At 50.2% G+C, this 14,770-nt stretch carries 15 protein-coding genes; all 15 read left to right on the plus strand.

Features of this window, described 5'->3' with window-relative positions; translation table 11 throughout:
* Positions 1-2: 2 nt before the first annotated feature.
* The 15 genes from flhA to flgN all read left to right on the plus strand — a co-directional run bounded on the left by flhA (position 3) and on the right by flgN (position 14,744).
* Positions 3-2,057: a flagellar biosynthesis protein FlhA gene (gene flhA / locus CLFS41_RS01275; protein WP_007865463.1), complete on the plus strand. Its 2,055-nt coding sequence runs from the start codon at positions 3-5 to the stop codon at positions 2,055-2,057.
* Positions 2,058-2,077: 20 nt separating this feature from the next.
* Positions 2,078-2,854, plus strand: a complete 777-nt coding sequence (locus tag CLFS41_RS01280) for a FliA/WhiG family RNA polymerase sigma factor (RefSeq protein WP_007865466.1) — start codon at positions 2,078-2,080, stop codon at positions 2,852-2,854.
* Positions 2,855-2,858: 4 nt separating this feature from the next.
* Positions 2,859-3,599 (plus strand): flagellar hook-basal body protein, encoded by a 741-nt coding sequence (locus CLFS41_RS01285; protein ID WP_007865469.1) that lies wholly within the window; start codon positions 2,859-2,861, stop codon positions 3,597-3,599.
* Between the two features lie 11 nt (positions 3,600-3,610).
* Positions 3,611-4,378 (plus strand): flagellar hook-basal body protein, encoded by a 768-nt coding sequence (locus CLFS41_RS01290; RefSeq protein WP_045091193.1) that lies wholly within the window; start codon positions 3,611-3,613, stop codon positions 4,376-4,378.
* A 34-nt stretch (positions 4,379-4,412) separates the two neighbouring features.
* The gene (locus CLFS41_RS01295; RefSeq protein ID WP_045091194.1) at positions 4,413-6,284 is read left to right on the plus strand and encodes a FapA family protein; all 1,872 of its coding nucleotides are present in this window, start codon (positions 4,413-4,415) and stop codon (positions 6,282-6,284) included.
* Positions 6,284-7,684, plus strand: a complete 1,401-nt coding sequence (locus CLFS41_RS01300; RefSeq protein ID WP_007865488.1) for a hypothetical protein — start codon at positions 6,284-6,286, stop codon at positions 7,682-7,684. Before CLFS41_RS01295 ends, CLFS41_RS01300 begins: the two co-directional genes overlap by 1 nt.
* Positions 7,671-8,126, plus strand: a complete 456-nt coding sequence (locus CLFS41_RS01305; RefSeq protein ID WP_045091195.1) for an EscU/YscU/HrcU family type III secretion system export apparatus switch protein — start codon at positions 7,671-7,673, stop codon at positions 8,124-8,126. Before CLFS41_RS01300 ends, CLFS41_RS01305 begins: the two co-directional genes overlap by 14 nt.
* Positions 8,127-8,216: 90 nt before the next feature.
* On the plus strand, positions 8,217-8,891 hold the full coding sequence (locus CLFS41_RS01310) for a PilZ domain-containing protein (protein ID WP_045091196.1): 675 nt from the start codon (positions 8,217-8,219) through the stop codon (positions 8,889-8,891).
* Positions 8,892-8,924: 33 nt separating this feature from the next.
* Positions 8,925-9,896 (plus strand): M15 family metallopeptidase, encoded by a 972-nt coding sequence (locus CLFS41_RS01315; protein WP_347467249.1) that lies wholly within the window; start codon positions 8,925-8,927, stop codon positions 9,894-9,896.
* Positions 9,897-10,104: 208 nt separating this feature from the next.
* Positions 10,105-11,601 carry a flagellin gene (locus CLFS41_RS01320; protein ID WP_045091198.1) on the plus strand — a complete coding sequence of 499 codons (1,497 nt, stop codon included), beginning with the start codon at positions 10,105-10,107 and terminating at the stop codon, positions 11,599-11,601.
* Positions 11,602-12,108: 507 nt separating this feature from the next.
* Positions 12,109-12,360: a hypothetical protein gene (locus tag CLFS41_RS01330; protein ID WP_007865500.1), complete on the plus strand. Its 252-nt coding sequence runs from the start codon at positions 12,109-12,111 to the stop codon at positions 12,358-12,360.
* 35 nt (positions 12,361-12,395) lie between these two features.
* On the plus strand, positions 12,396-13,166 hold the full coding sequence (locus CLFS41_RS01335; protein ID WP_007865502.1) for an AAA family ATPase: 771 nt from the start codon (positions 12,396-12,398) through the stop codon (positions 13,164-13,166).
* Positions 13,159-13,704, plus strand: a complete 546-nt coding sequence (locus tag CLFS41_RS01340; RefSeq protein WP_045091200.1) for a competence protein ComFB — start codon at positions 13,159-13,161, stop codon at positions 13,702-13,704. The genes CLFS41_RS01335 and CLFS41_RS01340 overlap by 8 nt, the downstream gene beginning before the upstream one ends.
* Positions 13,705-13,981: 277 nt before the next feature.
* Positions 13,982-14,284 (plus strand): flagellar biosynthesis anti-sigma factor FlgM, encoded by a 303-nt coding sequence (locus CLFS41_RS01345; RefSeq protein ID WP_045091201.1) that lies wholly within the window; start codon positions 13,982-13,984, stop codon positions 14,282-14,284.
* Between the two features lie 13 nt (positions 14,285-14,297).
* The gene (gene flgN / locus CLFS41_RS01350; RefSeq protein WP_045091202.1) at positions 14,298-14,744 is read left to right on the plus strand and encodes a flagellar export chaperone FlgN; all 447 of its coding nucleotides are present in this window, start codon (positions 14,298-14,300) and stop codon (positions 14,742-14,744) included.
* The last annotated feature ends 26 nt before the right edge of the window (positions 14,745-14,770 follow it).

Genomic DNA, 14,770 nt, shown 5'->3' on the forward strand with positions numbered 1-14,770 from the left:
AGTTGAAACGGTTTAATATCCTTGTAACAGCGGGGATCATAGGGATCATTTTCCTGATCCTGATCCCCCTGCCCACACCCATACTGGACTTTTTATTTATACTGAATATATCGCTGTCCCTGCTGATCCTTGTGATGACCATGTACATCAGGGAGACACTGGAATTTTCCGTGTTTCCGTCCCTGCTTTTAATCACGACTTTATTCAGGCTGGGGCTTAATATTTCATCCACAAGAAAGATCCTGTTTGACAACGGCTACGCGGGACAGGTGGTCAAGACCTTCGGACAGTTTGTGATCCGGGGAAATGCTGTCATTGGTTTTATCATTTTCCTGATCATTGTGCTGGTTCAGTTCATAGTAATCACAAAGGGTTCGGAGCGTGTGGCGGAGGTTGCCGCAAGGTTTACCCTGGATGCCATGCCGGGAAAGCAGATGGCCATTGACGCGGATCTTAACAGCGGCCTGATTGATGAGCAGCAGGCAAAGGAACGGCGTTCCAAGATACAGAGGGAAGCGGATTTCTTCGGTTCCATGGACGGAGCGACCAAGTTTGTAAAGGGAGATGCTATTATCTCCATTATTATCACATTTATCAACTTTGTGGGCGGCCTGATCGTGGGCATCATGAACAGTCAGGGCACCATACAGGATATCATGCAGATCTATACCACCTCCACCATCGGAGACGGCCTGGTATCCCAGATACCGGCCCTGCTCATATCCGTTGCAACCGGTATGATTGTGACCCGTTCCGCATCTGAGAACAGCCTGAGCGAGGATCTCACCAGTCAGTTCCTGGCGCAGCCCAGAGTACTGATGACAGCGGGCGCCGCGGCTGCGTGCCTGTGCCTGATCCCGGGATTTCCGGTGTTACAGATCCTCATCATATCGTCCGGTTTAACAGGCGGAGGATATCTCCTGTACAAGCGCCAGCAGAGCATTGCGGCTGAGACCGTACAGGAATTTGTGGAGACGGAAGTCACCAGCGAAGCGTCTTATTATAAGAATATTGAAAATGTCTACGGTCTTTTGAATGTAGAACAGATTGAAATGGAATTCGGCTACAGCCTGATTCCGCTGGCGGATGAGAGCAACGGCGGCAATTTTATCGACCGCGTGGTTATGTTCCGCAAGCAGATGGCGCTGGACATGGGATTTGTGATTCCGTCCGTGCGCATTAAGGACAGCGGGCAGCTCAATCCTAACCAGTACAGCATCCTCTTAAAAGGGGAGGAGGTAGCCAGGGGAGATATCCTGATGGACCACTACCTGGCGCTGCCGCCCGGCACGGATGCGGATGATGTTCCGGGAATCGACACCATTGACCCGGCGTTCCATATACCGGCCAAATGGATCGGCGAGGACCGCAGGATCCAGGCCGAGCTGGCAGGATACACGCTCATCGATCCCACCTCGGTGGTGATCACCCACCTGTCCGAGGTGGTGAAGGAGCATTTGCATGAGCTTCTCAACCGCCAGGAGGTCAACAACCTGTTGGAGACACTGAAAAAGACAAACAGCAGTATTGTGGAGGATACCATTCCTTCCGTTATCACGGTGGGAGGACTCCAGAAGGTTTTGGCAAACCTGTTGCGGGAGGGGATCCCGATCCGTGATATGGAAACGATTGTGGAGACGCTGGGTGATTACGGGAGCCAGATCAAGGATACGGATATGCTCACCGAGTATGTGCGCCAGGCGCTGAAACGGACCATTTCCCGCCGCTTCTCAGAGGCGGGGCAGATGAAGGTAATCAGCCTGGACGACAAGATCGAGAACATGATCATGTCATCGGTGAAGAAGATGGATACCGGCTCCTATCTGGCGCTGGAACCAACGGTGATCCAGAGCATCGTAAGCTCAGCCACGTCAGAGATCAACAAGATCAAGGATCTGGTCAACATACCGGTGGTTCTCACCTCGCCGGTGGTGCGGATCTATTTTAAAAAGCTCATTGACCAGTTTTATCCCAATGTGGCGGTGGTATCCTTCAGCGAGATCGATAACAATATACAGATACAGGCTTTGGGAAGCATTTCCCTTGGCCAGAGGTGACAGGACAGGGGTAACAGTTTATGCAGATGGAACAGACAGACAGTGAGGATATGGCCCGGGCGCTGGCATCCTATAAAAAGACCGGCAGCCAGGAGCTTAGAAACCAGCTGGTTGTACACTACCTCCCCATTGTACGTTCCGCGGCCGTGCAGCTGCGCGCCATGGCAGGAAGCTTTCTGGAGCAGGAGGACCTGGCGGACCAGGGCGTGCTGGCATTGATGGAATGCCTGGACCGGTACGATCCTGACCGGGGCGCCAGATTTGAAACTTACGCGTTTATGCGGGTGAGAGGGTCCATGATCGACTACATACGCAGCCAGGACTGGGTGCCTCACCGGGCAAGAAATTTCCAGAAAAAGGTAGACCAGGCATTCTCCATACTGTCCCATGAAAAGATGGGGGAACCGGATGTAAAGGAAGTGGCAGGGTATCTGAACCTGCCCGTGGAAAAGGTGGAGGATCATATCAAATATATGAACCATGCAGCGGTCCTCTCCTTTGAATCCGTGCTCCAGGATATGACGGCCGTATTTGCAAAGGGAGAGCTGGAAGCCGGGGACATGGACGGGAAGCCGGAGGAGAGCCTTTACTATAAGGAACTTATGGAAATGCTTACCGCCGCCATCAACGGGCTGGGAGAAAAGGAACGGCTTGTTATCACACTGTATTATTACGAAGAGTTAAAATATTCAGAGATCGCGGAGGTTATGGGCGTGGGGCAGTCACGTGTGTGCCAGATCCATACCAAAGCAATCGGGAAGCTAAAGAACTGTTTGGAAGGCTATATGAGAGGATAAGGATATGTTTTCAGGATTTTACACAGCTGCATCCGGTATGCTGATGAATCAGAGGTCACTTGACATGGCGGCCAACAATATTGCCAATGTGAAGACCAGCGGGTATAAGCCCAAACGTCTGATCAAGACCACCTTTGACCAGCAGCTGGTGCGGCAGATGAACGGACAGACCCAGGGACTGGGCCGGGGTTCCACCATATCGGTTGGCACCAGGGAAATAACTGCCCACGGGCAGGGAACGGTCACGGACACGGGACAGACCTATGACCTGGCGATCAACGGGGACGGTTTCTTTGTGATCCAGGGAACGGACGGACAGTATCTGACCCGCAACGGCCATTTTGACCGGGACGGGGAAGGCAATCTGGTGCTTCCGGGCGTGGGTCAGGTCATGGGGGACGGCGGCCCTGTGTATGTGGATGAGGGCGGGTTCCGCGTGGGTTCGGACGGCATTATCTATGACAATGAGGACGGTGCGCTGGACCAGATCCAGATCGTGGTGCCGGACAATTACGACAATCTCACCTTTTATGACAATGGCACCTATGGAGCCGGGAATACAGTGGCGCTGGAGCAGGTGTATCCCACTGTGTATCAGGGAAAGCTGGAGGCATCCGGGGTGAACCTGAATAACGAGATGACAAGGGCCATGGAGGTCCAGAGAGCGTTCCAATCCTGTGGAAAGGCGCTGACCATCATAGACCAGATGAACCAGAAAACAGCTAACGATATCGGCAAGCTGTAGGGGGACCATAGATGAATATATCATATTTTACGGCAGTATCGGCAATGAACGCATTTCAGAAGGATCTGGATGTGACTGCCAACAACATGGCAAATGTAAGCACCAACGGATATAAATCCATGCGCAGCAGCTTTGACGATCTGCTGTACACCCGGATGGATATGAGGCCCCAGGCCCAGGTCGGCCATGGGGTGAAAAATGACGGTCCGGGAACCGTGTTCCAGCAGGGAATCTTCCGCAAAACCGACCGGAAGCTGGATTTTGCCATATCCGGCAATGCATTTTTTGCAATCCAGACAAGTGAGGATGAGGAGGAACCGGCCTACACAAGGGACGGCGCATTCCAGATCTCATCCACGGAGGACGGCAATTACCTGACCACCAGCGATGGAAGCTATGTGCTGGACCAGGACGGGGATCCCATTGAACTGGAGTATAAGCAGTCGGAAGATGGCGGGGACGGCACGCCCGGAGAGCTGGACCTGGATCATCTGGCAGAGCAGATCGGCCTGTTTGTGTGCGAGAATCCCGAAGGGCTGATGCACGCTGGCGTGAACCTGTTCCGCACCGGAGAGACATCCGGCGAATGGGTGTCCATCGAGGATCTGGATGACGAGGAGGAGAAAAGCAAGGTCCTTACCATGACCCTGGAGCTTTCCAATTCCAATATGTCAACCGAGATGGTAAATTTGATGCAGACGCAGCGTGCGTTCCAGCTTAACAGCAGGATCGTCAGTACGGCGGATCAGATGGAAGAGATGATTAATAACCTGCGGTAAGGCAGCATAAGAATTGCTGAAAGGGGGGATGTCCATGAACGAAAAAAGCCTGATATTCAGTTTGTTTTCCAAGTTTCTTGAGGATGAAAAGGACGATATATCCCCGGAAGAAAGCGGGACAGATAAAAAAGAGAGTGAGACAGAGGACGGGGGAACGTCCAAGGATGGCGCGGGGGGTGCACAGAGCCGTGGAAGAGCGGAGGGTGCGCAGAGCCGTGGAAGAACGGGGGATGCGCAGAGCCGCGAAAGAACGGGGGATGCGCAGCACTATGGAAAAGCGGAGGATGCACAGTTTTATGGAAAAGCGGAGGATGCGCAGCACCGGAAAGAGGGACGCGGCTTGGCGGATGACGGTCATGATCACCGGGTAGAGACGGTGGAGGACTGGAACGAGGCGGAACAGAAACGCCGGATACAGCTGGAACGGGAACTTTTAGGAGAAGCCGCGGTATTGGATGATTCTGAAGGTAAGGATCTGTTGGTTTTAAATGAAAAAGACCGGGAGGAAGTATCTTCAGATGCGGAAGAACCGGACATGGACGCCCATGCAGAACTTATGGTGTCGGACGATAAGATGGAAGTTTCCATGATGCTGTACGGGCCGCAGGGCAGCGGTGAACACATCTCCATAGAGATGGTGCGTGAGGCGCTGGAAAAGAAAGGGATCTGTTTTGGCATAGACGAGGAGAAGGTCGCAGCTATGGTCAGGGAACAGCAGTATCTCCAGATGGCCATAATAGCAAAAGGCCAGCCGCCCCTGAACGGGGATGACGGTCATATTAAGGATTATTTTCCCAGAAAACCCCAGATAAAGTATGCGTCCAAGGGCAATGGCGGGATTGATTTTAAGAGCATGAACCTGATCCATAACGTGAAAAAGGGGGACGTGGTCTGTGAGATTTCCATGCCCACGGAGCCGGAGGACGGAATGGATGTATTCGGCCAGCCGGTCCGCGGCAAAAACGGCACCATGCCGCCCATTCCCCAGGGAAAGAACATTGTATACTCACCGGAGCGGGATAAGCTTCTGACGGCCTGCGAGGGCAATCTGACATTCCGGTCCGGGCGTTTTCATGTGGAAAATGTATTTTCCGTGTCCGGAAATGTTGACAACTCCATTGGAAATATTGATTTTACCGGAAGCGTTATGGTGCACGGGGATGTGCTGGAGGGATACAGTGTCACGGCCAAGGGCGATATCACGGTAATGGGAATTGTGGAAGGCGCCCATCTGAAGGCCGGCGGGGATATCCTGCTTCATAAAGGAATGCGGGGCATGAAATCGGGAGTGCTTGAGGCGGAGGGAGATATCACGGCCAAATTCTTGGAGGACTGCAGCATTTTTGTAAAAAATAATATCCAGGCAGAATATATCATCAATTCCGAGGTGTCCTGCGGGCACAACCTGACACTCATCGGTAAAAGAGGCGCGCTGATCGGCGGGAATTGTTCGGTTTATAACTGCATGAACGTAAAGGCGGTGGGGGCGCCCAGCCACATCACAACAGCCATAACCCTGGGCCTTACCCCACAGCTTTTAGAGGAGATGGAGGCCCTTGGAAAGGAATTGCTTATGCTTTCCAGAAAACTGACCGAGATTAACAAGGATATCTCATATCTCAACGGAAAGCTTAAGGAAGGTACCATCACACCATCCCAACGGGACCGCCTTGCAAAGCTGAAGCTGGAAGCGCCCATCAACACGTTAAAAGAGAAAAAATTAAAACAGCAGGCGGCGGAGCTGTCAAAAAAGCTCCGCGAGGTGGGAAAATCCAGGCTTACGGCCAGGGAAGTGTATCCCGGAACCGTAATCAATATCGGGGATTGCAAGATGAGCATCACCAAGAAGGAGGACAGCTGTTCCTTCTACTATCTTGACGGGGAAATCAGGAAAGGAATTCGTTAATGGCAGACATCCTACGGGTGACATCTCCGGTCATCAACAAGAATATCATACAGACGGACAAGGCGTTAAAGGACCCCTCGGTTCCGTTTGACATGCAGGAGATCCGGCACATTACAAAGAATCCTGAGGGCAGCGGCCTTCTGGGACATCACAATGTGCTGGAACGGGAAGCCGGCGCCGCCACCCTGATGAACCTGTTAAAAGACCCGGCAGTGACGGTCAACTATCTGAAAAATATTTACATGCTGGAGGAGATCATCAACCTCCTTCCGGTGAATAACAATACTATGACCCAGGAGATCCGCCAGCTTTTTGACGCTTTATTGATCAACCCGGAGCACATTGTAGACGAACTGGTGGATCAGGAGTATGCTTCCACGCTGTTTAAGGGAGAACTGTTTGACTTCCTAAGAGGGATGTTAAGTGACAAGCCGGAACTGAGGATGGAGACGGCGGAGCTCTTAAAGGCGGTCAACGGCAGTATATCCAGGCAGGATGTACTGGACTCCGTGGCTAACAGTCTGGAATACCTGTCCGAACAGCTTTCAGGGAGCAGGACGCTGGCGGGAATATTTGCGCAGCTGGGAGAGCGGGTCAGGCAGGTACAGGGCGGGCAGGAATTTGAGGCCCTGAAAGCAGATGTGCAGCAGGCTTTAAAGGAACTGGAGGGAAGCGTGCTCTACACGCCCCAGACAGCCCGGGTGATCCCCAATATCATGTACAATATGTCGCGTTACCAGGACAATGACGCATATCTCCAGGAGGCCCTTATGAATCTTCTCATCCATGTGAACAGCAGGGAGGACAAGGGACGTTTGCGGGAGCTGGTACGGCAGTACATAACCAGTTTCCAGGAGCCGGAGCACCTGGTGAACCGGTCCCGGATCATGGATACGCTGGCAAAGATCATTGCAAAGCAGGACCGGGAGACTCCCATGAACAGCCTGAACGGGGAGAGGATCGAAAAGATCATCACAAGCCTTTTATCCTCACCCTGCAACTATACGCCCCTTCTGCATTTTGTGATTCCGGTGGATTATGAGGGCATGAAAGCATTTTCCGAACTTTGGATCGATCCCAAGGATGAAGGCCGGGGAGGCGACCGGGCGGAGGGAGAGGGAAACCATGTCCATGTGCTGATTACCTTTGATATACCGGGGATCGGGCAGATGGAGGCGGAATTCATGATGGCGGGCAGGGAGCTGGGATTTCATCTGTATTGCCCGGAATCGTACACGGAAATATTTGAGGGCCTGATCCCGGAATTCCGCGGTATTATGGAAGAACACGGGTATAGGGCGGCTGACATAGAAGTAGAGCGCATGGACCATGTGCGCAGCCTGATGGAGGTATTCAAAAACCTGCCATTCAAAAGGACGGGTGTGGATGTCAAAATATAAGAAGAATAAAGCAGTTGCTTTAAAATACAATGCAGCCGAGGACGCGTCACCGGTGGTGATCGCTTCCGGTTACGGCACGGTTGCGGAGCATATCATTGATATTGCAGAGAAAAAGGGGATTCCCGTATTCAAGGATGACAGCGCGGCCTCCCTTCTGTGTATGCTGGACGTGGGGAGCAATATCCCGGTGGAGCTTTACGAGGTGGTGGCGGCAATTTATTGTAAGCTGATTGAAACCTCGGCTCAGATTCGGGGGATTGAGGATGCAGAGGGCGTGAGGAAGGGGAATGCGGCGGGAGACGGCAGTGCTGCGGACAAAACAGGAGATGGTAATACTGCGGGCAGAACCGGCGTTGGCAGTATGGGCAACGGAAGTTCCAGCCGTTTGCGCCGGAATCTGGCATCCAGACGGAACAGGGATGGTGGAGAAATCAGAGAATAAAGAGAACAGCAGGCAGGCAACAGACGATAACAGGACGATAACAGGACGATAACAGGACGATAACAGGACGATAACAGGGGGGTGGGGAACATGGTTGAATTGCTGGACGGATATGTTGGATCATCGTGTGTCATGAAAGCAAAGAATAACGACCTGATCAGCATGGGAGTCCTGCACAGGATCGGAAAGAATTTTATTGATGTGGGAAGCTCACGCAATGAATTGCCCACCATACCATATAACCTTTTGGTAAAGATTGAGGTATATAATACACAGCTGGGATTCAAGGTACTGATCGGGAGAGTGTACCTGTCATCTCCCAAACTGGCGCGTATCATTGATCTCAATGAGGCCACCAATGACGAAAGGCGGGAGTATTTCCGGATCAGTACAAGGGACAAAGCGGTGATCTATAACTGCATGCGCGGAGATGAACTGATGAACCCAGGGGAGGAATCAGAGCATGATTCTACAGGGGATTCTGCGGATTACAACGGGCTTAAGGTTCAGCTGGTGGATATCAGCCTGGGCGGCCTGATGTTCAGAACGGATGAGATATTCAAGATCAATGACCGTCTTAATATCGTGATCCCCGCCATGGGCGATTCCATGCTGTTTGCGTGCGAGGTGCGCAGGCAGATGAACCGGCCGGAAGGCGGCTATGGCTACGGATGCGAGTTTATGGAGATGGCAACCAGGCAGGAGGACCTGCTGTACCGTTATATTCTTAGACGGCAGGGGGACCAGCTTCGGAGGATACGGTGAGAGCAGGGATATGAGGAGTACGGATGAGATTAAATGAGGTCAAGTCAGGAGGAAGCGCGGGAGATGGCTTATAAGAAATCTAAAGACCGGCGCGTGGTCAGGAACCGGCGGGTAATGATCTATACGTTCCTGCTTATCCTGGCCTTGTTTTATATATCGGCTCACAGGACGCTGGAAAAGGAGAGGGGTGCTGACAGGGCGGAAGTGGAGATGATGGCCGGTGGAGATGGGACGGCGAAAGTATTGGATGGGGCGGCGGATGCCGGGGAAGCGGACCCACTGATGGAGGCTGGAACATCAGCCAGGCTGGCGAAAGCGCAATCAGAGGTATGGTCCGGGGAAACCGGGCTGACAGCAGGACAGGCCAGCCGGAAATGTGAGCAGGATGCTAACAGGGCGCAGGGAGATGAACTGATAATCGGTGAAAGCGACCTTTGGTGCCTGATTCTTACCAATGCGGAATATCCCGTACCAGAGGACTATACGGTGGAGTTACAGGTGATTCCTGGGACGGAACAGTCTGTGGATGTGAGGATCTACGAGCCTCTTATGGAAATGCTGGATGCCATGAGGGAACAGGGGCTTGCCCCAATCATATGCTCCGGATACCGGACGCTGGATAAGCAGGAAAAGCTGTTTAACAGGAAGGTGCAGTCCTATGTGAGGAGAGGCCACACAAAGGAAGAATCCTACGCACTTGCAAGGCAGACCATTTCAATTCCCGGTTCAGGGGAGCATTGCCTGGGTCTGGCTGTGGATTTCTATACGAAGAAATATCATAAGCTTGAGAAAGCATTTGAGAATACGCCGGAAGGAAAGTGGCTGATGGAACACGCCCAGGAGTATGGATTTATCATGCGTTACGGGGAAGATAAGGTGGATATAACCGGAATCGAGTATGAACCGTGGCATTACCGGTACGTGGGTGTGGAAGCGGCGGAGTATATAAAGGAACACAATCTTTCATTGGAAGAATTTTATATTGAACAGAGTCTTTATGGATAAAGTGCACATAAATCGTAAATGATTTTTGTGCACTTTTTTGGTAAATAAAAGAGGAGGGGTGTACGATAAATATTACAGAGCGGAAGGGATGGTATGTTTCGGAAGCTTAGTCCAGTGTCAGACAGGGCCCGTCCGGCATTGGGAGAAACATTTTTAAAACAGGGAAAAGGAATTCCCGGAACAATATAATTACATGGAGGTAATTAGTATGAGGATTCAACACAATATCATGGCATTAAATTCCAGCAGGCAGCTGGGCGTGAACAACAGTGCAGTAGCAAAATCACTTGAGAAACTGTCATCCGGTTACAGAATCAACCGTGCAGGTGATGATGCGGCAGGTCTGGCTATTTCCGAAAAGATGAGAGCACAGATCAAGGGATTAACTGCTGCAAGCGACAACTCACAGGATGCGATTTCTTTGGTGCAGACAGCGGAAGGCGGACTGCAGGAAGTTCATTCTATGCTGAATCGTATGCAGGAGCTGGCTACGAAATCATCTAATGGGACTTATACAGATGATGTGGATAGAAGGGCACTTCAAGATGAGGTCGATGCACTGAAGGATGAGATTAACCGTATCGCTGACAGTACCAATTTTAATGGCATTAAGTTGCTTGATGGCTCAATGGACAGTGGCAGTGCAGGTGTATCATTTGATGTGGCAGCAGGTGCTGGAGCAACGGCTGGAGAACTTACAAATGCGGTTGATTTTGAGTTTTCTGCTCCAGAGGGTTATGAGATTGAACTAAAAACAGAAGCAACGGGTACAGCAGCCAGTGCATCTTGGGCAAATGGAAAACTGACAATTACATTAGATGGAACAGCAAATAAGACTTATACTCAGGATGATATTAATAATTTGATTGCGACAGCTACCGGGACACCATCTAATTTGGCAGGTAAAGTTAGCCTGAAAATCAGTGATGATATTGTTATTAAGAATGCAGGTGCAGGTACGATTAAGTCGGCTCAGACATCGTCAGCAGCAGTCAAAGCAAAAGCTGTTGATAATGCTGCAGGTATTACTGTAACTGCGACAACAGGTGGAAAGAATACATCAAAGTTAACATTTACAGCAAATGCTGGTAATGCAATTGTAGCAACGCAACAAGCAGGAGGAGATTCAGAAATTAATCTGGATGGAACTACGTCTTATACAGCCTCTGAAATTAATAGTATGTTGGCAAAAGCCGGAGTTGACAAGAGAGTAGATTATGAGGGGGCATATACTGGAGCACAATTGGCGTTAAAGGGTACAACCGGTGCATTCACATTGGCAAATGGTGCAGGTCTTCCATCGGGTGGTGGGCTCAAGTTGCAGATTGGTGACACAAATGATTCTTGGAATCAATTAGATTTAGGAATCTCTGATATGCATGTTGGGTCCCTTGGTATTGGAAATATAGACATTAGTTCCAGAGACGGCGCATCCGCAGCCATCAGCAAAATCACCGATGCCATCAACCAAGTATCCACCAGCCGTGGCAAACTGGGCGCGATCCAGAACCGTCTTGAGCACACCATTAACAATCTGGGGGTTACCACAGAGAACATAACAGCAGCCGAGTCCCGTATCCGTGACGTAGACATGGCAAAAGAGATGATGGAATTCACAAAGAACAGCGTTCTGATGCAGTCTGCACAGGCTATGCTGGCACAGGCTAATCAGCAGCCACAGTCCATCTTACAGTTATTACAGTAATATTCTTAAGTATATGATTTAAACCAGAAATAAAAGATAAGGCATTGCCTCCGATTTGGATATGAAAAACAAATAGGAGGCAATGCTTTTTTACGTAGTTCATTTGTTTCTATCCTTGCTATTATACTTTACATGTGCTATTTTCAAGTTTATAGATGATTTCTTCATCAATCCCATTCGGGAAGTTTCGTGTGCCGCTACTGGCGGTGTATTCTCCGACATGTTCGTCCGGAAGTATCTGTATAACAGCAAGTTGGTAAAGCTGCCGTTACCCCGGTATCTCATATTTTACAATGGATTAAAAGAGGAACCAGACAGATCAGAATTGAATCTGTCGGTTTTATTTTCTGTATAAGGGAATATTTAAATCGGGGTATAGCATTGGAAACAGCGGTGGATCATGCGGTAGATGAGTGTATCAGCAAAGGAATCCTGTCAAAACTTTTATCAAAGCACAGATCGGAGGTACAGGATATGATATTGTAAGAATATGATGAACAGGTTCATATGGCTATGGAGAGAGGGGAAGGCCGGCAAGAGGGAGAATTTATAAAGCTGATTAAACAGGTTAAAAAGAAAATTGAGAAGAGTATACCTGAGGAGAGGTGCGCGGATATGCTGGAGGAGGATATCGCTGTTATCGGGAAGATTTATGATATTATAAAAAATCATCCTGACTGGGAGGATATAAGGGTGTACGAAACTGTTGAGGGATTGTTTCTTCCCATATTACCTGATATAATGGTAACCATACTATGACGATTAGGGAACAGTTTGTTTCTGGGGGAGTTGCTATGGCGGTTACCATTGTGTTGTCAAACCAGAAGGGCGGGGTGGGTAAGACCACATCGGCCTATGTGCTTGCAACATCGCTGAAGGAGAAGGGATATAAGGTGCTTGCGGTGGATATGGATCCGCAGGGGAATTTGAGTTTTGCAATGGGGGCGGATGTGGAGAGCGCCACTATTTATGATGTGTTAAAGGGGGAGCTAAAGCCCAGGTATGCGGTACAGAAGTCCGCGTTGGTTGACATAATTCCAGCTAATATTCTGTTAAGCAGCATTGAATTGGAATTTACAGGGCAGCACAGGGAATTTCTTTTAAAGGAAGCACTGGATTCCCTGAAGAACCTGTATGATTACATATTGATCGATTCACCTCCGGCTCTGGGAATCCTGACAGTCAATGCCTTCACGGCTGCTGATTACGTGCTGGTCCCTATGCTTTCGGATATATTCAGTCTCCAGGGGATTACACAGCTGGAGGAGACCATACGCCGTGTGAGAAATTACTGTAACCCTGGGATTCAGGTCCTAGGTGTATTTTTGACAAAGCATAATCCCAGGACCAGGTTCAGTAAAGAGGTGGAGGGAACGCTGCGTATGGTTGCGGATGATTTAAAGATGCCTGCCCTGAATACTTTTATACGGGAGAGTGTGGCGCTTCGGGAGGCCCAGTCCCTTCAATGCTCAGTGTTTGATTATGCGCCCGGATGCAACGCGGTGCAGGATTATGAGAACCTGCTTCAGGAGTTGATGCAAAGGGGGCTGAAGGTAAATGGCTAAGACCAGAACAGAGATTGACAAGGATATGATGTACCGCAAGATCATGCCTTCTGCCGTAAAAAAGGATGGGGGAGATCAAAAGGGGACCGCAGCAGATGGAGTGCCGGGCATGGAAAGACCGGGTGAGCCGGGAGCAGATGGGCAGGGTGCATCTGCCGATGCCGAGTCCTCAGACAACACGGCGGCGGGAAACCAGCCGTATTCACTGCCCACGGCAGCATCAATGGCAAAGGCGTTAAAGAGGAACCCTGTTTATCTTCCCTTTAAGGAGGAGAACAACATGGTGTTGGTCAATTTGATGGAGGAACTGGTTATCTCCAGGCTGGATTCCACACTGGACCGTTTTAACTGCTGTAAATGTGATAAATGCAAGAAGGATATCGCCGCCCTTGCTCTGAACCGGCTTAAACCGCGTTACGTGGTAATGAGGGAAGGAGATCAGGAGAAGCGCGGTAAGGCGGAGCAGGAAAATGGCCAGGAGGTGACCGGAGCATTGGTACAGGCGATTCTGGTTGTAAAGAAGAACCCGCTGCATTAGAATGTATCACTGTATTTGTAATGGATCACTCCATTAGAAAATTCCACTGTATTAGTAAAACCGGATCATATGCAATGATTAAGCCGCCAGGATATGGGATGATTCAATTCCGTATCCCGGCGTTTTTATTCGCAGCAATAGTTGTATTCACATAAATATTTTAAAAATGATAAAAAATCTCCTCCAAACTGTAAAGTTTCATTCCCCGCGTCCGATAAGTACTATAGGAATATCAGAGTCACCATATAGAGAGCACCGAAAGAAAGGAAGCGAAGATATGGATATGAAGATCACGAGAAATTATGCGGCTTACCAAAATGCTGTGAGCAACGCAAAACATACAGAAAAAAACATTTCCACTCCGGCGCCCGCGGCAGGGAAGGCCAGGGGGGATGCGGTCTGTATCAGCAGCGAAGGGGCGAAGAAAAGCGGGGCGTCCACATTTGCGGTAGCGCTCTCCAAATCCATGGAGGAAGGCGCGCCGGCCGACCGGATCGCGGCTTTGAAGCAGCAGGTACAGGAAGGTACCTATGAGGTTTCGGCAGAACAGATAGCCAGGCGTCTGATGAGCGGTCTGTAGAGAGGGGAAAGGATTGGAAGAGATCATTTGTTTTTTGACAGAGTATACGGAAGCGCTGGAGGCCATGGAACAAAAGCAGGTGGAAAAGCTGGGGCTTCTTATGACGAGAGAGCTGGATAAGGTGGAACAGACCATTATGATACAGCAGGCCATGGATAAGAAGCTGGAGAGCCTGGAACAGAAGCGGCAGGAACTGTTTGCAGCCCATGGGCTGGATGGAAAGACGTTAAAGGAGATCGCTGAATCTATGGATGGGGCGCGGCAAAAGGAACTGCTGGAGCTGTATCGCAGGATAGACGGTGCCATTGGCAATATCCAGTATTATAACAAAAAGGCGGAGATGATTGCAAAGTCGGAGCTGGAGTGCATGGGCATTGATTCCAGGATGATGGGGAATCCCACCGGTATCTATGGACGCCCTTCCATCCAGAAGGGAAGCAAGCTTGAGAAGAAGGCCTGATAAGGACTGATATGGGGAGAGTGGTA

The sequence above is a fragment of the Clostridium sp. FS41 genome (assembly GCF_000954015.1).
In the GTDB taxonomy this organism is placed as follows: Bacteria; Bacillota; Clostridia; order Lachnospirales; family Lachnospiraceae; genus Enterocloster; species Enterocloster citroniae.